Raw genomic sequence first — 23,195 nt, forward strand, 5'->3', positions numbered from 1 at the left:
GGAGCCCGGGCTGCTGGTCGGCTACCATACAAGTACGTCAGCGAGATCGGTCAAGAGTTCGGAAGGGGTCGGATGGCATCGGCGGAGGGATTGCACGCGGCACGCTCCCGGGGGCGCAACACCCGGCAGCTCGTCCACGAGGTGCTGCGCGCGCGCATCGTCGGCCTGGAGCTGGCCCCCGGCTCGGCCGTATCGGAGAACGACCTGGCGGCGGAGCTGGGGGTCAGCCGCACCCCCGTCCGCGAGAGCCTGATCCTCCTCGCCGATGAGGGGCTGGTGGACATCTATCCGCAAATGGGGACGTTCATCTCGCGCATCCGCGAGCGCGATGTGGCCTCCGCCCAGTTCATCCGGGAGGCGCTGGAGTGCGCGGCGCTGCGCGATGCCGTCGGCAAGGCCACCGCGCGCGATGTGGCGGAGCTGCGGGTGCTGCTCACCGCGCAGGAGGAAGCCGACGCCCAGTCCGACATGGCGGGCTTCTTCCAGCTGGACGAGCAGTTCCACCAGAGGCTGATGGCGGTGAGCGGACATGGCTCGGCGTGGCCGGTGGTCAGCCAGGCCAAGGCCCAGCTGGACCGCGCCCGTCGGCTCTCGCTGCCCATGACCCAGCAGATGTCGCTGCTGATCGGCCAGCACCGTGACGTGGTGGACCTGCTGGAGGAAGGCGACCTGGACCGCGCCGACGGGGCGCTGCGCTCACATCTGCGGCTGGTCTTCAGCGATGTGGAGAAGATCCGCGCCAAGCATCCGGAGCTGTTCAGCGACCAGGACGCCCCGCTCCGGCCGCGCCGCGAGAGCGCCCGCCGCGCCACCGCCCGCGAGGACTGACACGGAAGCGGGGCGGGCCCGGTGGGGCCCGCCCCGCGGCGTATCCGGTGTCCGGCTCAGCGCTTGGTCTTGATCCGCATGAACGTGACCGAGTCCGCCGGGAAGGTGTGGGTGAAGCTGTTCGCCACCCCGTCGAGCTTCGATCCGACCGGCTTGATGGGCTGGTCGGTGGCGCTGTTGACCGCGTCAGGCGCGCCCTGGAGCGTGGTCAGCCGCGCCGTCCGCGCCACCTTGGCCCCGCCCAGGTCGATACGGGTGCGGGCGGCCGTGCTCTGGGCGTTGACGACCTTGACGATCAGCTCACCGGTGGCCTTGTCCCGCGTCACCACCTGGCGGAACGGCTCGGCCACCTTGTCGTCGGTGAAGCCGCCCCACTTCTTGCCGTCCAGGTACAGCGTCACCTGGCGGCCGCGCACCTCGACGCGGGCGTCGTAGGTTCGCCCCGTCTCGATCTTCGTGCCGTTCTCGGTGATCGTCTGCTTGGCGCCGCCCACCGCCTTCTCCACGGCGGAGCGGGTGTTGCCCCAGCCGCCGAGGTTCCACCAGTAGTAGTTGCCGGTGTCCTTGACTCCGAAGGCGATGAGGAAGCCCTCCTTGCCGGACTTCTTCGTCGCCTTCACCCGCAGGTCGTAGTCGCGCCACGCCTTGTCGCCCGCGGTGACCATGGGGTTCTCGGCGGCGGCGTCGGACTGGACGTACGCACCGTCCTGGACCGTCCACGACCCGGTGCCGGTGGCCTTGGTCCACTTGGCGTCATCGCCCGAGAAGTCGTCGCTCAGCAGCGTCGAACCGTCCGCCGCGGTCACCTTGACGTCGTCGTACGCCGCGCTGGTGGCCCAGGTCGACAGGCCGACGGCGCCGCTGATCGGCTCGCTGGGGGCGGGGGTGGCGGACGCCTTGCTCGGCACCACCTCGTCGCCGACGTTGTTCATGAACAGCTTCTGCGTCTCGTAGCTGGTCGAGCCCCAGGAGGCGGAGTTGTCGAACCAGATCATGTCGGGCCGCCACTGCGTCGCCTTCTCATGGGCGAGCAGCGGGGCGTACGAGGCCAGCTTCACGACATCGGCATTGCGCTCCAGGCCGGTCATGAACGCCGCCTCGGTGAGCGCGTTGTACCACTTGTTGTCCTGCGAGGCGTACTCGCCCAGGAACACCTTCGGGCCCGAGCGGTCGTAGGTGTCGTAGCGCTTGTTGTTCTCCAGGAACCACTGCGGGCTGTTGTAGTAGTGCTCGTCGACCATGTCCACGCCCGCCTCCCGGTTCAGCGCCCAGGCACGGTCGAAGGTCTGCCCGCTGTCGTCGGGGCCGGAGTTGCTGATCACCGTGATGTCGGGGTACTCGGCCTCGATGGCCTTACGGAACTCGGTGAACCGCGCGAAGAACTCGTCCGGCAGGTTCTCCTCGTTGCCGACCTCCAGATGGGTCAGGCCGAACGGCTTCGGATGGCCCATCTTCGCCCGCAGCTTGCCCCAGACCGAGGTCACCGGCCCGTTGGCGAACTCGATGAGGTCCAGGGTGTCCTGGATGTGGCGCTTCAGCAGCGCCGGGTCGTCGGTGGCCTTGTTCTGGCCGCAGCCGGTGACCAGCGCGGGCACCACCGGCAGCGCCATAGCGCCGATGTCCTCGGCGAACTGGAAGTACTCGTAGTAGCCGATGCCGTAGGACTGGTTGTAGCCCCAGAAGTTGGCGTTGACGGCGCGCTGCTCGACCGGGCCGACGGTGTCCTTCCACTGGTAGGACCGCTTGCGCGGCCAGTTCGGCGCCTCGTACGCCTCGTGGCTGCCGGTGTTCACCAGGCAGCCGCCCGGGAAGCGCAGGAAGCCCGGCTTCAGCGCGGCGATCTTCTGCGCGAGGTCCTTGCGCAGGCCGTTCGGCCGGTGCTTGTAGGTGTCGCGGGGGAAGAGCGAGACCATGTCGAGCCGGAGCGTGCCACCGCCGCCCGCGGCGACCGCGAGCCGTCCGGTGGTGCTGGAGGTGGTGGCGGTGAGGGTGCCGGTGTACTTGGTCCAGCGGTCGCCGCGCACGGTGGTGCGCAGCGGACGCGCGAGCGTGTCGCCGCCGGAGCCGTCGTCGAGGCCGATGGTCAGCGGTGTTCCGGACGCCTGGTCGGTGCGCGCCCACACCGAGAAGTCGTAACGCTCGCCCGCCTTGACGGCCATCCCGGTGGTGTAACCGGAGTTGGCCACCCCGTACCGGGCCGCCGATCCGCCGGTGCCGTCGAGCGTCAGCCGCAGATAGCGCCGGTTGCGCTCGTTCAGCCGACCGTCGTCGTCCACGACCTTCGCCTCGCCGGTGGCGCCGCCGGTCGCGGTCTCGCTCCACGCGGTCAGGGGGGTGTACGAGGAGTGGTCGGCGGGGTCGTACTCGAAGGACCGGTTCTGGACCAGCTCGGCGTACAGACCGCCGTCGGCCGCGCGGTTGATGTCCTCGTAGAACACCCCGTACATCGAGTCGTCGATCGACGGGCCCTTGGCGGCCGGATCGACGGACAGCGTGTAGGCGGTGGCGTCCGCCGCCGTGTGCGCGGGAGCGCCGGTGGCGGACGTGGGGACGGCGGTGACGGTACCGGCGAGCAGGGCGCCGATGGTGAGGCTGAGGCCGAGTCTCCAGCGTGTGCGGGGCATGCGTCTCCCGTTCCGAATCTTGTCGTTCGAAATCCCGTACGTCGCTCAGAACTTCGAACGAAAGATATGGGGGAGGGCAGGGCGCGTCAACGCCATGGACAAGCCCCTCGGTTCCGCGGTGCCTCGGCTACGCGGCCCGAAGGTGGGCGAGAAGGCAGTCGGCCGCAGGGTAGGGGCGCTCCTCGGGAAGGAGCTCGGCCGCCGCGTCGAGGTCGCCCGCCCGGACGAGGGCGTGGACCTCGTGGGCGAGGGGCGTGACATCGGTGATGGAGACCGTCCACTCGTCCGCGTACCGGCGGGCCGCCTCGCCCGCCAGACCGAGTTGCAGCGAGCGGTACGGGAGCGGCCGCAGGTGGAGGTCGCGTTCCGGGTCCCACTGGACCCGGGTGGGGGACCGGTGCAGTTGGCGCTTCCAGGCCGCCTGGTCGGAGTGGACGCCGCGTACGTAGTGGGAGAGGCAGGCGTTGCGCAGCGCCCAGGCGAAGCCCTCATGGCTGATCTCGACGGCCAGGACCGTTTCCTGCCCCTCCTTCAGACCCCAGCCGCAGCGGTACATCATCCACAGGAACGACGGCTTGATCCACGTCATCCGGTCCCGCTTCCACGCGGCGGGGAAGCGGCTGTCGCGGACCGCGGGACGGCCGATGTGCGGGCCGTACGCCTGGTAGACGGTGACGGTGGTCGGGGTGTGCCGTGCACGGATCTGGTGGGACTGGTGTTCCATGGTCAGCAAGCGTGGCGTGGCGCGCGGTGTCCGGCCACCGAATTTCCGGCGTGCGCGGGTCCCTTGCCGTGCGGCGGGCGGGTGGCAAGGGACCCGTACAGGGGGAGAGGCCACCGTGGCGCCCGCCTTTACGGTGAGCCCCATGTCCGACGCCACCCGCCGCCCCGAGCCGTTCCTTCCGCACACCGACCCCGCGGCGCTGGACGACCTCCGCGCGCGGCTGCGGGCGACGCGCTGGCCGGACGCGCCCGAGGACGCCGGATGGTCGCTCGGGACCGACCTCGGCTACCTCCGCGAACTCGTCGCCTACTGGGCGGACGAATTCGACTGGTCCGCGCAGGAGGCGGTGCTCGCCCGGCTGCCCCGCTTCCGCGTCCGGCTCGGCGGCCTCGGCATCCTCCTCCAGCTACCGCTGGGAGGTGCCCCCTTCGTGCACGCGCGGGCGGCGGCCACTCCGGCCGGGACCGCCCTGCCGCTGGTCCTCAGCCACGGCTGGCCGGACTCGTTCTGGCGCTACGCGAAGGTCATCCCGCTCCTCACCGACCCCGGCGCCCACGGGGCCGACCCCGCCGACGCGTTCGACGCGGTCGTGCCCGATATGCCGGGCTACGGGTACTCCGACCGCCCCACCGGCCCGCCGCTCGACTCCCTTGCGGTCGCCCGTCTGTGGGCCGAGCTGATGGGCGTTCTCGGCTATGAGCGGTTCGGCGCGGCGGGCGGGGACATTGGCAGCCCATGTGAGCCGCTACCTCGGGCTCCACCACCCCGAACGGGTCGTGGGCGTCCACCGCATGGACGGGGGCCTGCCCGTCTTCACCGGCGACGCGGCGGACCTCTCACCCGAGGAGCACGCCTGGTTCGAGGACGTCATGGCCTGGGGCGTGGCCGAGGGCGCCTACGCCGCCCTGCACCGTACGAAGCCGCAGACCGCCGCCTTCGGGCTCACCGACTCGCCCGTCGGGCTCGCCGCGTGGACCGTCGAGAAGCTCCGGGTGTGGAGCGACTGCGACGGCGACATCGAGCGGAGCTTCACCAAGGACGAGATCCTCACGAACGTCACGCTCTACTGGCTCACCGGGACGATCGGCTCCTCGATGCGCATGTACGCCGCGAACGCCGCGATCCCGCCCGAGCAGCACGCCCGCCGGGTCGAGGTGCCGTCCGGGTTCTCGCTCTTCCCCGGTGACATCGTCCGCCCGCCGCGGGCGTGGCTCGACCGCACGGCGAACGTGGCGCGCGTGACCGAGCCCGCGCGCGGCGGCCACTTCGCGCCGTTCGAGGAGCCCGAGCTGTACGCGGAGGAGCTGCGCGCGTTCTTCCGCCCGTACCGGACGGCGGCGAGGGGCTGAGCCCGAAGCCTTTGGCCATGGCTGTACGGGAACCTGGCCGTATGGTCGGATACGGCGCATGGATTCCCCTCGCGATGCTGTGCCTCGTTCGCCCGCGGCCGTTGTGGGGGTGGACGCCTGCCCCTCCGGCTGGGTCGCGGTGACCCTGCGCGGTGGCGCGTTCGCCGGTGCCGAGACGGCCGGTGGGCTGAGCGATCTGCTGGCCGGGATGGAGGACGCGGCCGTGGTCGCGGTCGACATGCCGCTGGGGCTGCTGGAGTCCGGGTGGCGCGCCGCGGAGGCGTCGGCCGCCGCGCTGCTGGGGGCGCACCGCTCGCGGGTCTTCCCGGTGCCGCCGCGTCAGGTCTGGGAGCAGTCCGACTATGACGAGGCCAAGGCGTGTTGCCTCCGGCTGACCGGATCGAAGCTCAGCCGCCAGTCGTGGGGGCTGGCGGCGAAGCTGCGCGAGGCCAACGCCCGCCGGGACGGCGGCGACCACCGGCTCCACGAGGTCCATCCCGAGATCTCCTTCGCGGCCATGCGGGACGGCGCGCCGGTCGCCTGGAGCAAGAAGGGCTGGAACGGCCAGGCCGTACGCCGCCATCTGCTCGAAGACCAGGGCATCGTCCTGCCCGATGACCTCGGCCCGGCCGGGCGGGTGCCGTCCGACGACGTCCTGGACGCCGCGGCGGCCGCCTGGAGCGCGCACCGCATCGCGCTCGGCACGGCCGTGAGCCTGCCCGCTCCGCCCGAGGTGTCCGACACCGGGCTCCCCGTCGCCATCTGGTACTGACTCCGGCAGCAGACGGCGGGAGGCCGCACGAGCCGTGCCTCGGGCGACCTCCCTTTCCCCCCACCCCCGGAAATGGTCCTCAGGCGCCGATGCCGTACGGGCGCAGACGGGTGAGCGGGTCGACGTCCGACCCGTAGCGCGAGGTGGTGCGCACCTCGAAGTGCAGATGCGGACCGGTGGTGTTGCCGGTGTTGCCGGACCGGGCGATCCGGCGCCCCGCGTCGACGGTCTGCCCGCTGCGTACCGTCAGCGCCGACAGATGCGCGTAATGGGTGTACAGCCCTTCGGCGTGGCGGATGACCACCTGGTAGCCGAACGCACCGGCCCACCCCGCGGCCACCACGGTGCCCGGGGCCACCGCGTGCACCGACGTCCCGATGGGCACCGCGTAGTCCACGCCGGTGTGGTGGCCGCTCGCCCAGCGCGGGCCGCGCACCCCGTATGCCGCGGTGATCGGGCCGTCGACCGGCGCCGCGAGCCGCTGTGCGGTGGACCGCCGCGCAGCGGACTTCCGGGCGGTGTGGCCGGGAGCGGTGGCGGTGCGCTTGGCGGCGGACCTGACCGGGCGGGCCTTGCCCGAGGGCAGGGCGAGCCGCTGTCCCGGGTGGATCAGGTGCGGATTGCCGCCGATGGTCCTGCGGTTGGCGTGGTACAGCGCCTTCCAGCCGCCGCTGACGGAGCTGCGGGTGGCGATGCGGGACAACGTGTCGCCGCTGCGTACCGCGTACGACCCGGAACCGGTCCCGGTCGCCCGCCCGGGACTGTGTTTACCGGATGGCTTGGCGGTGCGCTTCGGATGGTGCTGCTCGGCGGGCGGCTTGGCGCTGCGCGCGGCGCCGCGGTTCGCCGCCTCGGCGGCGGGCGGACCGGACCGGGACAGCCGACTACGGACCGAGCAGACCGGCCAGGCGCCCGGGCCCTGGGCGCGGAGCACCGCCTCGGCCACGGCGATCTGCTGGCCCTTGGTGGCGAGGTCGGCCCGCGGGGCGTACCTGGTGCCGCCGTACGCGGCCCAGGTGTGCTGCGAGAACTGCAGCCCGCCGTAGTAGCCGTTGCCCGTGTTGATGCGCCAGTTGCTGCCGCTCTCGCAGGCGGCGACCTTGTCCCAGGTGTCGACCGGGGCCGCCTGGGCGGCCCCGGTGTTGAGGAACGGCAGGACGATACCGACGCTGCCCGCGGTCAGGGCCACGCACAGCGGGGAGACCCGGCTGGGCGATGCGGGGCGGCGGTGAGTTCCTCGTACGGCCATGAGGCTGGTTCCTCTCCACAACGGCTCTCGACGTCGCCCCCGGAAGTCCCGGCGGCTGTACGAGTACCGCAGCCGGGGGCGGCAGGTCACAAGGCGCAGGGGTGGTCACGGGGCGCCGCGCGCTCCCGGAACCCGCCCCCTGATCGGGTGACGCTCCATCAGCTGTGCGAGGGAAGGCGCGTGGAGGGCCGGGGGGCGCACGGACAGACCCGGGGCTGACGGGGCGGTCGGGGCGCCGAGCCCGGGATCACTCTCCGTCGCGTGCCGTGCGCGGACCGCGGCGGCGGAAAATGAATCTCCGGCCGGGCCCGGTTGGGGGCCGGTATTCCGGCGGATTGGTTTCCTGTTGTACCAGCGGCCGATCACCTTCACGGCCGCGGCCGAATTCCGCGCCGGGGAACGGCGGTTCGGGCTGGACCGGTCTGTGGGCGGTCCTATGCGGGGGAGTGCGGTCGCGGGTCGCGTTGGGCGGATCTTGCGGGGTGCTATTGCGTCCGCCGCCCGGCCAAGATCGGTCTCTTGGCGGTGCGGGGAGACCGCGCGGGGATCAGTGCGTACGGGTCCCGCCTCGCCAACGGGCCCGGCGAAAGCCGGGAAGCCCAAGAGGCGGGCGGGAGAAGGGGAATAGGGGAAGGCCGGTGGAGACGGGGGCGGCAATACGGGCGGAGAACAGCGGCCGCGGCCGGGCAACGAGGACCCGGCCGCCGCCGCGGCACGCGGGAAGGGGGCGCGGGGGAGGGGTGCGGGGGCCCATCGAGGTCGGCCTCGACGTCGTCCTGGGCGTCGTTGTGGGCGCCCGCCCCGGCCGTCGGGCCCGGTGTCGGGCCCGGCGGACCCCGCGACCCGGTGCGGCAAGGCACCACCGCTGCCCAGCGCCGCCCAACGGCGCGGGATACGGTACGCGGCGACCGAAGAACCCGGCCACAACTCCCGGGCCCCCCACCCGGCTTTGGCCCGGCACCACGCGGATGGGGCCGGGCCCGACAACTCGACCGTGGACATGCGGACTTGACGTGCTGTTTACCCGCATCTGCCGCCGCATCTCCCGCCGCGCTTCGCCTACTGGACCGCTCACGTACCGCGCCAGTTCTCCGAAAAGGCGGCTGCCCCGCAGCGGCCGGGAACTGGCGGAGAATCACGCGGCTTCCGTATAGCCGGAGGCGTGCGGACGCGCATATCATTGCCTCACATCGACTTCATCACGGTAGATCGCTCGCAGCAGCGGTTCCGAATAATCGCCTCCTGACCCCGGATCGCCGGGAGCCTCCGCGCCGCCGGTGCCGTCATTTCCGTACGGCATCGCCTGCCGCATCGAGGGAATCGGCGTCGCGACGGTCCGTAACTCAGGGTGCGCGGCGCGGCTACGGCGCGTGCCGGTCGTCACCGGCCGTGCGCCGTCGGCCTTCTGGCGTACCCCGCGGTGCGCCGCGCCGCTGGACGACCGGCCGGGGGCGCACGCCGCTCCGGGGCGTGCCCTCGGACGCCGGTCGGACCCCTCGGCCCTCGGTCCAGGCCCCGGTCCCCGAGCGTCAGCCCGTGGTGACGAGCCGTCCGTCCTCGCGGCCGATCCAGTAGCGGCGCAGCACATCGAGCATCACCGACACCTCGCACGCCGTGATGCCGGGGAGGGCGGCCAGGTCGTGGGTGAGGAACGTGGCCAGCCCCTCCTCGTCCCGGAACACCCCGTGGTGGATCACCGATGAGGTGCCCGCGACGATCGAGACGTAGCGGGCGGAGGGGTGCCGGGCGAGGGCGTCCGCCACCTGCTGGATGGCTCCGGGTGCCGCGTGCAGTTCGACCACCACCTCCAGCGCGTACCCCAGCAGCGCGGGCTCGATTTCCACTCGGGGCCGCACCAGACCGCGCCGCAGGAGCGACTGGGTGAGCCGGTAGGCGGTGGAGCGGTTGATGCCGAGCGCGCGGGCCACTTCGGCCGTGCTGGCCCGCCCGTCGTGGCGCAGCAGTTCCACCGCGCCCAGCTCCTCGGCGCCGAAGTCGGCCACGGTGGCGGGTTCGTCCAGCGGATCGGCCACCTCCCGCAGCGCCCGCAGCTGGTCGTCGCCGAGCCTCCGCAGCCGCCAGGAGTCGGACTTGGCCGAGGCCCGCAGCACCAGCTCGGAGTGGGCCGACCGGACGCCGGGGACGGACGGGATCCGGTTCATCAGCAGCTCCCGCGCCCCGGCGCGGCGCGTGGCGTGCAGCGAGCAGTAGACGTCGGTACGTCCCGTGGTCGTCGCCACGAACGGGATCTCGGGCAGTTCGGCGAGTCGGCCCGCCACCTGACGGGCCTGCCCGGGAACGGTGGCCACCCAGATGTGCATGGGGTTGCCCTCGGCCAGCATCGGCCACTCCACCTGCCCGATCACCCGCAGCAGCCGCTCGTCCGCGAGCCGGGCCAGTCGGCGGCCGACCGTGCTGGCCGAGCTGCCGAGCACATCGGCGAGCGCGCTGAGCGGGGCGCGCGGGGCCATCTGTAGGGCGGCCACCAGGTCGAGGTCGGCATCGTCCAGCGGGGAGGTCTCCGGCATGGACCGAATCTATCGTGCGATTGGTGCGCTATCGGTGAATCATTCTTGCGTTACAAGGCTTTTACTTGCCTCATTCCACCAATGCCTTCTCTAATGGACGACCACGCTTGCGTCATCAGACGAAGGAAGTGCGGCCGGTGAGCTCGAACGACACCACGACCACGCCCGACAGCCCGCCACCGGGGACGCCGCCCGGGGCGCCCGCGGAGGGCTCCGCGGCACTGTCCCGTCTGCTCCGGGTGCTCGGCGCCATCGAACGCGCGGGCAACAAACTGCCCCATCCCTTCTGGCTGTTCGCCATCCTCAGCGCGCTGCTCGCGGTGGTGAGCTGGGGGCTGGCCGCCGCGAGCGTGTCCGCGGACAACCCGGCCGACGGCAAGACCGTGGCCGTACGCAGCCTGATCTCGGTCGACGGCGTGCGCTCGATGATCACGGACGCGATCACCAACTACGCCACCTTCCCGCCGCTGGGCACCATCCTCGTGGTGATGCTCGGGGTCGCCGTCGCCGACAAGTCGGGGATGCTCACGGCGATGCTGCGGGCCGGTGTCTCCCGGGTCCCGGCGCGCTGGATGACGTTCGCGCTGGCCTTCACCGCGATGGTCGCCCACATCGCCTCCGACGCCGCCTACGTGGTGCTCGTCCCCCTCGGCGGCCTGGCCTTCCGCGCGGTCGGACGCAGCCCCGTCCTCGGCATCGTGGTGGCCTTCGTGGGCGTGTCCGCCGGATATGACGCGAGCCCGCTGATCACACCGATGGACGCCGTGCTCTCCGGGCTGACCACGGCCGCCGCGCACACGGTCGACCCCGGATACACCGTCACCCCGCTGTCCAACTACTTCTTCTCGATCGCCTCGTCCGTGATCCTGGCCGCCGTCATCACCCTCGTCACCGAAAAGGTGCTGGCCAGGCAGGTGGCGGCGCTGCCGCCCGACGACGGGGAAGCCGCGGGGGACGACACCGGCGCGGTCGCGCTCGACCTGCGCCCCGAGGAGCGGCGCGGGCTGCGCCGCAGCGGGCTGGTCTTCCTGCTCTTCCTCGCGGCGATCGTGGTGGCCATGATCCCGGCCGGTTCGCCGCTGCGCGGCGAGGGCGGCAGCATCGTCGAGTCGCCCGTCCTCTCCGGCATCGCCGTGGTGCTCGGAGTGCTCTTCGCACTCCTCGGCACGGTGTACGGGCGAGCGGCGGGCACCGTGCGCGGCAGCCGCGACATCCCCGACTTCATGGCGCAGGGCATGCGGGAGATGGCCCCGATCCTGGTGCTGTTCTTCGCCATCTCCCAGTTCCTCGCCTACTTCAAGTGGACGGGCGTGGGCCAGGTGCTCGCCATCCGGGGCGCGGATCTCCTCAAGGACCTCGGGGTGACGGGGCCGGTCGCGTTCCTGGGCATCGTGCTGGTGTGCACGGTCATCAACCTGGCGATGACCAGTGGATCGGCCATGTGGGCGCTGGTCTCCCCGGTGTTCGTCCCCATGCTGATGCTGCTGGACGTGCCACCGGAGGCCACCCAGGCGATCTACCGCATCGCCGACTCCTGCACCAACGCCATCACCCCGATGAGCGCCTACTTCGTGATGGCGCTCGGCTTCCTCCAGCGCTACCGGCGCTCCGCGGGCATCGGCACCCTCGCCTCGCTGACCCTGCCGCTGTCCGTGGCCATGCTGGTGAGCTGGACCCTGCTGTTCTACGCCTGGTGGGCGCTGGGCATCCCGCTCGGCCCCGGCGCCCCCGTCCGCTGACCGAGATCCCCTCCCGAAAGGACCCCTTGATGACGCTCTCCGACATCGCCGCCGCGACGGAGCGGGCGCTGCCCGAGATGACCGAAGACCTGCGGACGCTGGTGGAACTGGAGACGCCGAGCGACGACAAGCAGCTGCTCAACGCCGGGCTGGCCGCGATCCACGGATGGCTGGTGGCACGCCTCGGCGAGCCGGAGGAGACGGAGCGCCAGGACTGCGGCCCGCACGGCGATGTACTGGCCGTCACCTACCGCGGCACCGCGCCCGGCACCGCGCTGCTGCTGTGCCACTACGACACGGTCTGGCCGGCCGGAACCCTCGCCGAGTGGCCCTTCGAGGTGACCGACGGCAAGGCGGGCGGACCGGGCGTCTTCGACATGAAGACCGGCCTGGTGCAGGCCGTATGGGCGCTGCGGCTGCTGCGCGAGCTGAAGCTGCCGCACCCGACCGTCCGGCTGCTGCTCAACGGGGACGAGGAGATCGGCAGCCCGGCCTCCCGGCCGCACATCGAGCGGCTGAGCGACGGCGTCCTCGCGACCCTGGTGTTCGAGGCGGCGCAGAACGGGGCGCTCAAGACCTCGCGCAAGGGTGTCGGGCTGTTCGACGTGACCGCGCACGGCGTGGAGTCGCACGCCGGGCTCGACCCGCTGGCCGGAGCCAGCGCGATCCACTCCCTGGCCGAGGCCGTCCCGCGCATCACCGCCCTCGGCGCCCCGGAGCGGGGCACCACCGTGAACGTGGGGCTGATCAGCGGCGGCACCGGCCGTAACGTGGTCGCCGCCCAGGCGCGCTGCGGCATCGACATCCGGGTCACCGAACCGGCCGAGATGGCGCGCATCGACGCCGCGTTCGACGCCCTCGCCCCCTCCGACCCGCGGGTGCGGCTGGCCGTCAGCGGCGGATGGAACCGGCCGCCGATGGTTCCGAACGAGCCCTCGCGCCAGCTGTTCAAGCAGGCCCACGCCGTTGCCGCCGAACTGGGCTGGGAGCTGGAGGAGACCGCCGTCGGCGGGGCGAGCGACGGCAACTTCGTCTCCGCGCTCGGCCGACCGGTCCTCGACGGCCTCGGTGCCCTCGGCTCCGGCGCCCATGCCCGCCATGAGCACACCCTGCTCGACGCGGTTCCGGCGCGCACCGCGCTCGCCGTCGGGCTGCTGACCGCCCTGGCGTCCGGCGCCTAGGCCGGAAGGCCGCGCACACGACGCCGCCCGCCGCCGTGACGGTCACTCACGGCGGCGGGCGGCGCGGCATCGTACGGTCAGGACACCAGGAAGTCGGCCTTGCCCTCCTTGGCGCCCTGAATGAACGCGGTGATCTCGCTGCGGGTGTAGATGAGCGCCGGACCGTCCGGATCCTTGGACTGACGGATCGCGACCCGGCCGTCGTCCAGCTTCATGACCTCGACGCAGTTGCCGCCGTTGCCACCGCTCCACGGCTTGCGCCAGCCTTCGGTGCCGAGGTCGGTGGCGCGCATGCCGTTGTAGATGCGATCCATGCAGATCAGAGCTCCTTGCGGAAATCGTGGAGGATTTCCTTTGTGCGTCGTGCGGTTGCCGCCTGGGCCGCCATGCGGTCCATGGCCTCCAGATGCGAGGCCACCTCGATGCGTTCATCGAGGTAGACGGCGCCGGTGAGGTACTCGACGTAGACCATGTCCGGCAGTTCGGGAACAGCGAAGCGGAAGAGGACGAAGGGCCCGTAGGTGCCCGGATGATGGCCCGAGGCGAACTCCGAGATCTGCAGCGTCACCTGTGGCATCTCGGTGCTCTCCAGCAGCCGGTCCACCTGTCTGCGCATCACCGCGGGCTCGCCGACGGGTCTGCGCAGCACGGTCTCGTCCATCACCACCCACAGCCGTGGCGCCTCCGGGCGGCTCAGCAGCGACTGGCGCTCCATGCGCAGCGCCACATGCCGGTCCGCCTCCTTGGCCCCGGCCTTGCCGATGGCGCCGGTCTGCATGACGGCGCGCGCGTACTCCTCGGTCTGGAGCAGACCGGGGACGAAGTGCGGCTCGTACGCCCGGATCATCTCGGCCGCGCCCTCCAGGCTGACGTGCACGCTGAACCAGTCCGGCAGGATGTCGTGGAACCGCTGCCACCAGCCGGGTCGGTTGGCCTCTTCGGTGAGAGCGATGAACGCTTCCAGCTCCGCGCCGACGACCCCGTAGGAGTCCAGCAGCATCCGCACGTAGGGCACCTTGAGGGCGACCTCGGCGGTCTCCATGCGGCGGACGGTGGCCGGGGCGACTCGTAACACCTGTGCGGCCTGTTCGCGCTTGAACCCCGCCTTCTCGCGCAGCTCCTGCAGGCGCTTCCCGAGGACGACCTGGCCGACGGTCGGGGCCGACCGCGGTTCGCTCACCTTGCAACCTCCCCTGCCCCCGTGGCTGATGCCCGAAGTCTGCCATGTCCAGTGCGGCCCAGACACACTGCACAAGCAACTCTGCACAATTCAGAGTGTTACTTGCCATGTGTGCGCGGCCATCGGGATAGTTGCTTCATGATCCCGTTACTGAGGCGGCCGTCGGCGAGGCCGTCATCCGGACTGATATCTCCGGCGGCAGCACGAAGCGGCGCTTCATGACGGGGTCCGTGGGACGGGAGTACGACGCGGTGGGCGTGGCCGAGCGGTACGGGCCCGCGGTCATGGAACGGCTGCCCCGGGTGGGCCGCGTCCTGGCCGCCGACGGCCGCTGGTGGTGGATCGTGCCGTCTCAGTCGGACATCGGCGTCAACTGGCCCTCGGCGGCCGTCTACGCGGTCGGCGCCGAGCCGCCCGCACCGCTGACCGGCCGGGCGGCCGGGGGACCGCAGGTGGTGTACTCACCGGACGACGGCGTGCCGTACACCCACCCGCTGCTGCTGCACATCGCCGTCTGCGCGGTGGCCGGGGTCTCTCCGGCCTGGCCGTGCGAGGACCAGTGTTCCGGGTCATGACGCGCCGTCGTCCGTCTGCAGATACGCGGCCGGGCGCGGGTAGCGCATCAGCGCCGGGCCGGAGCCGTCCGGGTCCTTGTCGGCATCGGCGGGCCGGGAGGGCCGGGCCGGGGCGGCGGCCCTCAGCTCGGCCGGGTCGTAGTCGATGACCTGAGTCTGCTCCGCCGGGGTCGGCTCCGGCACGGGGGTCGGCTCGGGGCGGAACAGCGGGATCTGGTCGAGCGCGGTCTGCTCCGAGGGCGCGGGCATCTGGGCGTAGGCGGCGGTCGCGCCCTGCGCCGGGGCCTGCGGCTGGACGACCGGGATCTGGCCGGTCTCGGCCTGGGCCATCTGCATCTGCGCGTTCTGCATCTGCGGGTTCTGCAGCGGGGTGTTCTGCATCATCTGCGGGTTCTGCATCTGCGCGCTCTGCGCCTGCGGAACCTGCGCCTGGGCCATCTGCATATACGAGGGCTGGGCCTGCGCCGCCTGGGGCTGCGGCGCCGGGACCTGCTGCATCTGTCCCATCTGTGCCATCTGGGGCTGCTGCATCGCCGCCTGCTGCATCTGCTGCTGAGCCATCTGAGGGGCCTGCTGCATCTGCTGCATCGGCTGTTGGGGCATCATCGGCTGCTGGGGTATCTGCTGCTGTGCCGGTGCCTGGTACAGGGGAGTCTGGACCGGGGGAGTGGCGACGTACGCGGGTGCCAGCTCGGCGGGCGGCTGCGACGTGGACTGCGACTGCGCGGACGACACCGACTGCCCGTACAGGTCGGACTGCCCGTACGGGTCGGACTGCCCGTACCCGTCGAGGGCCACGCCCTGCGGCGCGGGCAGGGCGTTCGCCGCGTACAGCTGCTGCTGCGGCGGTGCCTGCTGCATCTGCTGCATTTGCAGGATCTGCTGCATCTGCTGCGGCGTCTGCTGGATCGGCGGCTGGGGTTCGGGGGCGAGGGGAGCGGCGGGGGCCGCGGGCAGCTGCGGCATCTGCTGGTACTGGTAGTCCAGCTGCTGGGCCGGGGCGGAGTAGAGCGGCGCCTGAAGGTCCCAGCCGCGCTGCTGCTCGTAGGAGACCTGGGGGGCGTAGAAGGAGGTCCCGTAGAGCACGGTGCTCAGCCCGGTCAGCAGCCGCTGCACATCCGGCTGGGAGCGCACCACCAGCCGCATGAACTGGCTGCTGCTGCCCAGCTTGTTGCCGCATTCGCGCACCAGGACACCGTGCTGGGCGAGCAGTTGGTCCCGGACCCAGGAGCCGTCCGTGCCGCCGGGCAGTTTGACGAAGACGAAGTTGCCCTGGGAGGGGAAGACCGTCATCCCGGGCAGCCCGGCCAGCTGGCTGGTCATCTCCTGCCGGTCGCGGCTGAGCATGCGCAGGCTCTGCACGTACTCCTGCCGGTACCGCTTGAGCATGAAGACGATGACCTCGGCGAAGGAGTTCAGGTTCCACTTCGGCAGCCGGGAGCGGATCTGCACGGCCAGCGCCGGATTGGCGACGAGATAGCCGAAGCGGACGCCGTGCAGTCCGAAGCTCTTGCCGAGGCTGCGCAGGACGATGACGTTGGGCCGCAGGATCGCCTCGTCCACCACGCTCGGATACGCCTCGGCGTCGGCGAATTCCAGGAAGGATTCGTCGATCACCACCAGATCGAGATCGGACAGCGCGTCCATCATGGCGATGACGGCCTGGCGGGACACCAGCCCGCCGTCGGGGTTGTTGGGATTGCAGATGACGGCGACCCGCGAGCCCCGGGACCGGACGAATTGGACGAAGGCCTGCGGGTCGAGCGCGAATCCGTTCATCTCGGGGAGCTGGAACATGTCGACCCGCTTGCCGGTCTCCATCGGCTGGTCCGTCCACCGGCCGAAGGTGGGAATCGGCACCGCGAGGCTTTCCTTCACCAGCAGATGGTCGATCCAGGTGATCAGCTCGGTCGAGCCGTTGCCCATCGCCATGGTCTGCGGCTGCAGGCCCAGCACATCGGCCAGTTCGGCCGTGATGGTGTCCGCGGAACTCGGGTAGTACGTGAGGATCTCGCGCAGCCTGACCGCCATCACGGCGAACATGGCGGGGGTGGGGAAGTACGGATTGCAGGGGATGCAGAAGTCCACAAGCTCCTGTCCGCCACCCGTGAGCCCCGCGCGGTTGAGCGCGAAGAAAGACGGGCTGTGGGCGGTGCCACGGAAGAGTTCCATGGCATCACCGGAATTGCCGACTGCGGCAACAGTCACGGCGGGACCTCCTCGGTCGCGTGGGTCGTGCAATCACGACCGTTGCGGCTCGTCCCTCGAGCCTGACGCATGATCCCAAAAACGTGGGGGACCTGAGGATTTTCGTGGGGTGTGCGCGAAACCGAGGGACAGGTGTGTCCTGATCGAATAAAATTCCGCCTCTCGCTCACCCTGTCGCCCGCTCGTACGGAGGGGCGGTGGCGGTCGGAGCGTCAGGCGGGATCGTCCGGCGGGCGCTCGCCGTCGGTGAGGGCGGCTCGGTCCTGGTGCGCTACCCACACAGCTACCTGAGCACGCGAGGTGAAACCAAGTTTGCTCAAAATGTGCTCAATATGGCCCTCGGCGGTGCGCTGTGCTATCACCAGCGCCGCGGCGATGTCCTTGTTGCTGAGCCCCTGCGCCACCAGCTGGGCGATCTCGGACTCCCGGGGCGTCAGCGGCGACGGCCGCTCGGGTACTGCCGCCTCCCCGGTGGGCAGTTCGTTCTCCAACGCGTAGACCAGCGCCTGGTCGTAGCGGAGCCGGGCGCCCTGCTTGACGGCCGCGTTGTACGCCGGTCTGCCCAGCGCCCGGGCCACGTCCGCCTCGCACTCGTCGTGGTAGTGGACCAAGTGCCCGTAGCCGGAGAGCGAGGCGCCGATCGACTGCCAGACGGTCCGTACGATGCCCAGCAGCCGGGCCGACCGCCGGAAGTCCCGGTCGGTGGCGGCGATCCAGGCCAGCACCTCCAGGTTGACCCCCACGCCCAGCGGGTCGTCGAGCGAGCGGTTGAAGGTCAGGCCGTCCTTCTCCAGGGCGGTCGCGCGGGCGGTGTCGCCCTGGCGCCAGACCTCGACGCCGAGCGCCATCATCGTGTACGCCCGGTGCCAGCCCTCGCCGTAGGCGTCGCACACCTCCAGCGACTCCTCGCCCAGCGCGACGGCGCGCGGCGAGTCGCCGATGAACGAGTGGGCCAGGGAGAGCCGGATGAGGGCCAGCGCGAGCCCGACCGGATCGCCGGTGGCCCGGTGGCGGCTCACCGCCTCCTCGTAGAGCGTGATCGCGGACGGCGCGTCGCCCCGGTACATGGCGACCATGCCGGAGTAGAGCGCCGTGTAGGCCAGGACCGGGGCCAGGCCGAGCCGTTCGCCGATGGCCCGGCTCTCCGCCAGCATGGCCGCGGCCGCCTTGGTGTCGGACTGGATGATGGCCAGCCAGCTGTTGGTCCACAGCGCGCGGGCCCGCACCTCGGTCGGCTCGGGGCAGGCGGCAAGCCCCTGGTCCAGCCAGCGCCGCCCCTCGCCGAGGTAGTAGCTGGTGATCCAGTGGTAGAGGAGGTCGGCGGCGACGCCCAGGCCGCAGGTGGTCTCCTCCGGTTCGGCGAAGGAGGACTCCAGCGCGGTGCGCAGATTGGCGTGCTCCAGCTGGAGCCGGGTGAACCACTGCACCTGGGCCGGGCCGAACAGCGCGGCGCGCGCGTCGGCCGCCAGCTGTTTGTAGTAGTCGCGGTGCCGCCGCAGCCGGTCGGGCTCCTCCCCGGCGGCGGCGAGCCGTTCCCGGCCGTACTGGCGCAGCGTGTCCAGCATCCGGTAGCGCACCGTGGTGTCGTGTTCCTCGCGGAGCAGCACCGACTTGTCCACCAGCTCGGTCACCAGGTCGAGGACGTCCTCGCGGGCGATGCCGTCGCCCGAGCAGACCGCCTCGGCCGCCTCCAGATCCAGAGTCCCGGCGAAGACCGAGACCCGGGCCCACAGCAGCCGCTCCCGCTCGGTGCACAGGTCATGGCTCCAGTCGATCAGCGCCCGCAGCGTCTGGTGGCGGGGGAGCACCGACCGGGAGCCGGTGGTCAGCAGCCGGAAGCGGTCGTCGAGGCGGTCCAGCAGCTGCTGGACGGACAGGGCGCGCAGCCGTACGGCCGCCAGCTCGATCCCGAGCGGAATGCCGTCCAGCCTGCGGCACACCCGCTCCACGGCGTCCCGGTTGGTCTCGGTGACGGTGAAGCCCGGCAGGATCGCCCCGGCCCGCTCGACGAACAGCCGCACCCCGTCGCACTGGGCCAGCGCCGCGATGGACAGCCGCGGCCCGGTGGTATCGGGCAGCGCCAGCGCCGGAACGGCCAGGGTCTGTTCACCGGCGGTGCCCAGCGCCTGCCTGCTGGTGGCCAGGATGCGCAGCCGGGGGGCCGCCCGCAGCAGCCGGTCGGCGAGCAGCGCACAGCCCTGGATCAGATGCTCGCAGTTGTCCAGGACGATCAGTGCCTGCTTGTCGCGCAGATGGTCGACGAGGACGTCCAGCGGCGGCCGGGCGGACTGGTCCCGTACCTCCAGCGCCTCGGCCACGCTCTGGGCGAGCAGATCCGGGGTCTCCAGGGCGGCCAGTTCGACCAGCCAGACCCCGTCCGCGAAGGCCCGGCACGCCTCCTCGGCGACCCGCAGGGCCAGCCGGGTCTTGCCGACCCCGCCCACTCCGGTGAGGGTCACCAGCCGGGACGCGGACAGCATGCGCCGGGCCTCGGCCGCCTCGTGCCGACGCCCCACGAAAGTCGTCACCTCGGCCGGCAGCCTGACTGTCTGCCGCCCGGTCGGGGTGCCCGTCGCCACCGCACCCATCGATGCCTCGCACCAGCCTCGGGCGGGCGGGAGTCCCCCGCTCGGCCCGGATGGTTACTGTCCAGGCTATGCCTGACGGGCGGCCCTCGCAGGCCGTGCGCGGGGTCACCGGGGGTGAGGGGTGGTCGCCCGGAGTGACCGGGAGGTCGGGCGGGCGGATCAGGTAGCCATCCGGGGAGATCTCCCCTCCTCCCGGTCCGGTCCGCCGTTCCATCCTGGTGACCTCGTGAGAGTTCCGCCGAACCCCGGCGGAAGTCCGCCGTACCCCGGCGGAAGAACGAAGGTTCGCCATGTGCCTCCATCAGCCCCCGTGTCCGCCCGCCGACGCACCCGATCATGATTCGGCGCGTCTGGTGGCCTTCCACCCCGAGCAGGGGTGGAGTCTGCTCTGCAATGGAGTGGTGATCTTCGCGGACACGGGTGAACTGCTCCCTGACGGGCGCGTCATTCCGGCGCCCCGCACCTGCCCCGACCAGGCGGGATGACGTACGACGAAGGGAGATGCCATAGACGACCCCACGCCTCGTACCCACACAGTGATTCGACATGGCCCGGGGACGGAACGGTGAACGCCCTCACCACACCTTCCGCCTCCGGGCCGCTGCGCTTCCTCTTCGCGTGCGTCTGCCTCTTGACGTTGATCGCCGCGACGCTGTTCGTGTAATCTGATGATCGCTTCGAGTAGCTTATTTGTGCGGATTTCCACACCATACGGGGGTGCGAGGGGGACCACAGTGCTGGACCGGACCACCGATTCCGGTTTACCCAGCATGCTGGTCGGCCGCACCGGTGAGCTGACCGTGCTGGCCAGCCACGCCGAGGCCGCCTGCGCCGGGCGTTCGGGCCTGGTGGTGCTCTCCGGGCCCGCCGGAATCGGCAAGACCAGCCTGTTGCGTGCCTTCCTCGACAGCGACACCTGCCGGAAGATGACCGTCCTGCACGGCAGCTGCGGCCAGGTCGTGGCCGGTTCCGGCTACGGCGGCGTACGCGCCCTCTTCGGCCCGCTCGGGCTGACCGCCGACGACGCACACGACTCCCCGCTGCTCCAGGGCAGCGCCCGCCGCGCCCTGCCCGCGCTCGCCCCCCGCCCGGGCGAGGAGGACCCGTCCTCGCTCGCGACCGTCTACCCGGTGCTCCACGGGCTCTACTGGCTCGCGGTGAACCTCATGACGCAGGGCCCGCTCGTCCTCGTCCTCGACGACGCGCACTGGTGCGACGAACGCTCCCTGCGCTGGATCGACTTCCTGCTGCGACGCGCCGACCACCTGCCGCTGCTCGTGGTGCTCGCCCAGCGCACCGAGGCGGAGCCCGTCGCGCCCGCCGCGCTGGCCGACATCGTCGCCCAGCCCCGCTCCTCGGCGATCCGCCTCGGCCCGCTCACCGACGCCGACGTGGCCGAGCTGGCCCGGCAGATCTTCCCGGCCCCCGTCGCCCCGTCCTTCGCCGAGCGCGCCGCCGCCGTCTGCGGCGGCAACCCCCTCACCCTCACCCGGCTGCTGCACGAGCTGCGGGCCAAGGGCGCGCGGCCGGACGACACCGGGATCCGCGAGCTCGCCGAGGTCGGCCAGTACGTGGTCGCCCAGTCGGTGCACGCCCTGTTCGCGCACCAGCCCGGCTGGGTCCGGGACGTGGCCACCGCGATCGCCGTGCTCGGCGCGGAGGGCCCGGAGCACATCGGCGCCCTCGCCGCGGTGCCCGCCGCCCGCGTCGAGGAGGCCGTCACGCTGCTGCGCGGCGCCGAGGTGGTGGCGCCCGACCGCCTCGACCTCGCCCACGACGTGGTGCGCTCGGCCGTGCTCGACGCCGCCGGGGCCGACGCGCTGGCCAGTCTCCGCGCCCGGGCAGCCCAGCTGCTCAGCGACATCGGCCGCCCCGCCGAAGAGGTCGCGGGTCAGGTGCTGCTCATGCCCGGCGTCCCCGAGCCGTGGATGCGCTGGGTGCTGCGGGAGGCGGCCGCCCAGGCCGGGACCCGTGGCGCGCCCGAGGCCGCCGCCCGCTATCTGCGCCGGGTCCTGGCGGCCGAGCCGGACAGCGTGTCCGCCCATGTCCAGCTGGCCGGGGCGCTCGCCGAGACCCACCCGGTGGAGGCGATCGGGCTCCTGAAGGACGCCCTCGACCTCACCGCCGACGTACGGGCCAAGGCGCCCATCGCCGTCCAGCTGGGGATGACCTGTCTGACGGTGCAGCAGTCACCGGCCGCCGTACGGACGCTCGGCGGCGTACTGGACGCGCTGGAAGCCGAGCTGGGGCCCGACCCCGAACCCCGCGACCGCGAACTGCTCACCCTCGTCCGGTCCGCGCTGCTGATCAGCGGATGCGACGAGAAGGCGACCATCACCACCGTCCGGGAGCGGTTCGGGCAGCTTGCCGAACCGGCCGGGGACACGCCCGCGCAGCGGCAGCTGCTGGCCATGATGACCGTGCTCAGCGCGATGGAGGGCACCTCCGCGGAGCGTACGGTGCGTCAGGCCCGCCGCGCCCTGCACCCTTCGGGAGTGGCGCTCGGCAACTGGTCGCTGCTCTTCTCCGCGTTCACCCTCAGCCTGGCCGACGAGGTCGAGGACGCGATGGAGGCGCTGGACCGCTCGCTGCGGTACGGCCAGGAGAACGCCGCGGTGTGGAGTTACGTCCTCACCCTCTCCACCCGGGCCCTGATGCTGCACGGCCTCGGCGCGATACCGGACGCGCTGGCCGACGCCCAGACCGCCGTCGAGATCGTCGGCCATGAGCGGTGGGGCAGCCATATGACGATGCCCCAGATCGCCCTGGCGACCATCCTGATCGACCGCGGTGAGCCCGAACGCGCCGAGGAACTGCTCGGCCAGGTCACCCGGCCGAACCTGGACGGGTTCGTCATGGAATACCACTGGTATCTGATGGCCCGCGCCCGGGCCCGCTGGGCGCTCGGCGACGGCCGGACCGCGCTGCGGCTGCTGCTCGACTGCGGCTCCTCCCTGGAGGAGACCGGATTCGCCAACCCGTGCTTCATCCCCTGGTGGGCCGAGGCGGCCTGGGTGTACTCCGCGGAGAAGCGCGTCGACGAGGCCCGGGACGTCGTCGACCACGGCACCGAACTCGCCCGCCGGTGGGGCACCCCGCGCGCCCTCGGCCTCGCCGCGCTCGCCCGCGGCATGACCACCCGCGGCGAGACCGGCATCGGCCTGCTCACCGAATCCGTCGCCCATCTTTCCGCCTCGCCCGCCCGCGCCGAGCACGCCCGGGCCGAATTCATGCTCGGCGCCGCCCTGCTGGACGCCGGGGACTCCCGCGGCGCCCGCGAACACCTGCGGACCGCCGCCGACCTCGCCCAGAGCTGCGGTGCGCTGGCGCTGGCCAAGAGCGCCCGGCGGCGGCTGGTCGCCGCGGGCGGCCGGATGCGCGAGATCACCGCATCCCCGGTGGACCTGCTCACCGGCACCGAGCGCAAGGTCGCCACCCTCGCCGCGGCCGGGGCGGGCAACCGCGAGATCGCCCAGTCGCTCTTCGTCACGGTACGCACCGTCGAGACGCATCTCACCAGCGTCTACCGGAAACTGGGGCTGGGTCAGCGGGCCGAGCTGGCCTCGGTGCTGCGTACGCCGAGCATCCCGCACCCGCACCCGCAGGCTCCGGCGTGGGTGTCCGCGGCACGTGGCCGTCGCTGAGTGCGA

Annotated in this window: 15 protein-coding genes and 1 pseudogene; 8 read left to right on the forward strand and 8 right to left on the reverse strand. The window is 71.8% G+C overall.

Going from position 1 to position 23,195, the window contains the following annotated elements; genetic code table 11:
- Positions 1 to 72 precede the first annotated feature (72 nt).
- Complete coding sequence (locus ACZ59A_RS37455) at positions 73 to 828, forward strand: GntR family transcriptional regulator (protein WP_468050283.1); 756 nt, start codon at positions 73 to 75, stop codon at positions 826 to 828.
- 56 nt (positions 829 to 884) lie between these two features.
- Here ACZ59A_RS37455 and ACZ59A_RS37460 read toward each other — a convergent pair whose 3' ends face one another.
- Together ACZ59A_RS37460 and ACZ59A_RS37465 are read right to left on the reverse strand one after the other, a co-directional pair.
- Positions 885 to 3,452 carry an alpha-L-arabinofuranosidase C-terminal domain-containing protein gene (locus tag ACZ59A_RS37460; RefSeq protein WP_470968314.1) on the reverse strand — a complete coding sequence of 856 codons (2,568 nt, stop codon included), beginning with the start codon at positions 3,450 to 3,452 and terminating at the stop codon, positions 885 to 887.
- A gap of 127 nt (positions 3,453 to 3,579) precedes the next feature.
- The gene (locus ACZ59A_RS37465; protein ID WP_470968317.1) at positions 3,580 to 4,176 is read right to left on the reverse strand and encodes a DUF4291 domain-containing protein; all 597 of its coding nucleotides are present in this window, start codon (positions 4,174 to 4,176) and stop codon (positions 3,580 to 3,582) included.
- A 142-nt stretch (positions 4,177 to 4,318) separates the two neighbouring features.
- Here ACZ59A_RS37465 and ACZ59A_RS37470 point away from each other — a divergent pair.
- Positions 4,319 to 5,525: pseudogene (locus ACZ59A_RS37470) on the forward strand (epoxide hydrolase family protein).
- A 109-nt stretch (positions 5,526 to 5,634) separates the two neighbouring features.
- Positions 5,635 to 6,297, forward strand: a complete 663-nt coding sequence (locus ACZ59A_RS37475; RefSeq protein ID WP_470968319.1) for a DUF429 domain-containing protein — start codon at positions 5,635 to 5,637, stop codon at positions 6,295 to 6,297.
- A gap of 79 nt (positions 6,298 to 6,376) precedes the next feature.
- On the opposite strand, the gene ACZ59A_RS37480 is transcribed toward ACZ59A_RS37475, so the two are convergent.
- Both ACZ59A_RS37480 and ACZ59A_RS37485 read right to left on the reverse strand, forming a co-directional pair.
- Positions 6,377 to 7,546, reverse strand: a complete 1,170-nt coding sequence (locus ACZ59A_RS37480; protein ID WP_470968322.1) for a transglycosylase family protein — start codon at positions 7,544 to 7,546, stop codon at positions 6,377 to 6,379.
- 1,529 nt (positions 7,547 to 9,075) lie between these two features.
- Positions 9,076 to 10,074, reverse strand: coding sequence for an Lrp/AsnC ligand binding domain-containing protein (locus ACZ59A_RS37485; protein WP_470968324.1), 999 nt, complete (start codon positions 10,072 to 10,074; stop codon positions 9,076 to 9,078).
- A 137-nt stretch (positions 10,075 to 10,211) separates the two neighbouring features.
- Between ACZ59A_RS37485 and ACZ59A_RS37490 the strand changes: the two genes are divergently transcribed.
- Both ACZ59A_RS37490 and ACZ59A_RS37495 read left to right on the forward strand, forming a co-directional pair.
- On the forward strand, positions 10,212 to 11,813 hold the full coding sequence (locus ACZ59A_RS37490; protein WP_470968326.1) for an AbgT family transporter: 1,602 nt from the start codon (positions 10,212 to 10,214) through the stop codon (positions 11,811 to 11,813).
- Between the two features lie 29 nt (positions 11,814 to 11,842).
- Positions 11,843 to 12,994, forward strand: a complete 1,152-nt coding sequence (locus tag ACZ59A_RS37495; RefSeq protein WP_470968329.1) for a M20 family metallopeptidase — start codon at positions 11,843 to 11,845, stop codon at positions 12,992 to 12,994.
- A 77-nt stretch (positions 12,995 to 13,071) separates the two neighbouring features.
- On the opposite strand, the gene ACZ59A_RS37500 is transcribed toward ACZ59A_RS37495, so the two are convergent.
- Complete coding sequence (locus tag ACZ59A_RS37500) at positions 13,072 to 13,308, reverse strand: DUF397 domain-containing protein (protein ID WP_009720660.1); 237 nt, start codon at positions 13,306 to 13,308, stop codon at positions 13,072 to 13,074.
- Positions 13,309 to 13,313: 5 nt separating this feature from the next.
- Complete coding sequence (locus ACZ59A_RS37505; RefSeq protein WP_470968331.1) at positions 13,314 to 14,174, reverse strand: helix-turn-helix domain-containing protein; 861 nt, start codon at positions 14,172 to 14,174, stop codon at positions 13,314 to 13,316.
- A 218-nt stretch (positions 14,175 to 14,392) separates the two neighbouring features.
- Here ACZ59A_RS37505 and ACZ59A_RS37510 point away from each other — a divergent pair, with 218 nt between their 5' ends.
- Entirely contained in the window at positions 14,393 to 14,749 is a 357-nt protein-coding gene (locus ACZ59A_RS37510) for a hypothetical protein (protein ID WP_470968335.1), read from the forward strand.
- Here the strand turns inward: ACZ59A_RS37510 and ACZ59A_RS37515 are convergent.
- Positions 14,744 to 16,957 carry a pyridoxal phosphate-dependent aminotransferase gene (locus ACZ59A_RS37515; protein WP_470968337.1) on the reverse strand — a complete coding sequence of 738 codons (2,214 nt, stop codon included), beginning with the start codon at positions 16,955 to 16,957 and terminating at the stop codon, positions 14,744 to 14,746. The two genes, ACZ59A_RS37510 and ACZ59A_RS37515, sit on opposite strands and share 6 nt — an antisense overlap.
- 212 nt (positions 16,958 to 17,169) lie before the next feature.
- Complete coding sequence (locus tag ACZ59A_RS37520) at positions 17,170 to 19,485, reverse strand: ATP-binding protein (protein ID WP_470968340.1); 2,316 nt, start codon at positions 19,483 to 19,485, stop codon at positions 17,170 to 17,172.
- A 350-nt stretch (positions 19,486 to 19,835) separates the two neighbouring features.
- Between ACZ59A_RS37520 and ACZ59A_RS37525 the strand changes: the two genes are divergently transcribed.
- Both ACZ59A_RS37525 and ACZ59A_RS37530 read left to right on the forward strand, forming a co-directional pair.
- The gene (locus ACZ59A_RS37525; protein WP_398320991.1) at positions 19,836 to 20,030 is read left to right on the forward strand and encodes a DUF5999 family protein; all 195 of its coding nucleotides are present in this window, start codon (positions 19,836 to 19,838) and stop codon (positions 20,028 to 20,030) included.
- Positions 20,031 to 20,279: 249 nt separating this feature from the next.
- Positions 20,280 to 23,189 (forward strand): helix-turn-helix transcriptional regulator, encoded by a 2,910-nt coding sequence (locus ACZ59A_RS37530; RefSeq protein WP_470968343.1) that lies wholly within the window; start codon positions 20,280 to 20,282, stop codon positions 23,187 to 23,189.
- Positions 23,190 to 23,195 lie beyond the last annotated feature (6 nt).

It is taken from the genome of Streptomyces sp. NPDC040405, assembly GCF_055595765.1.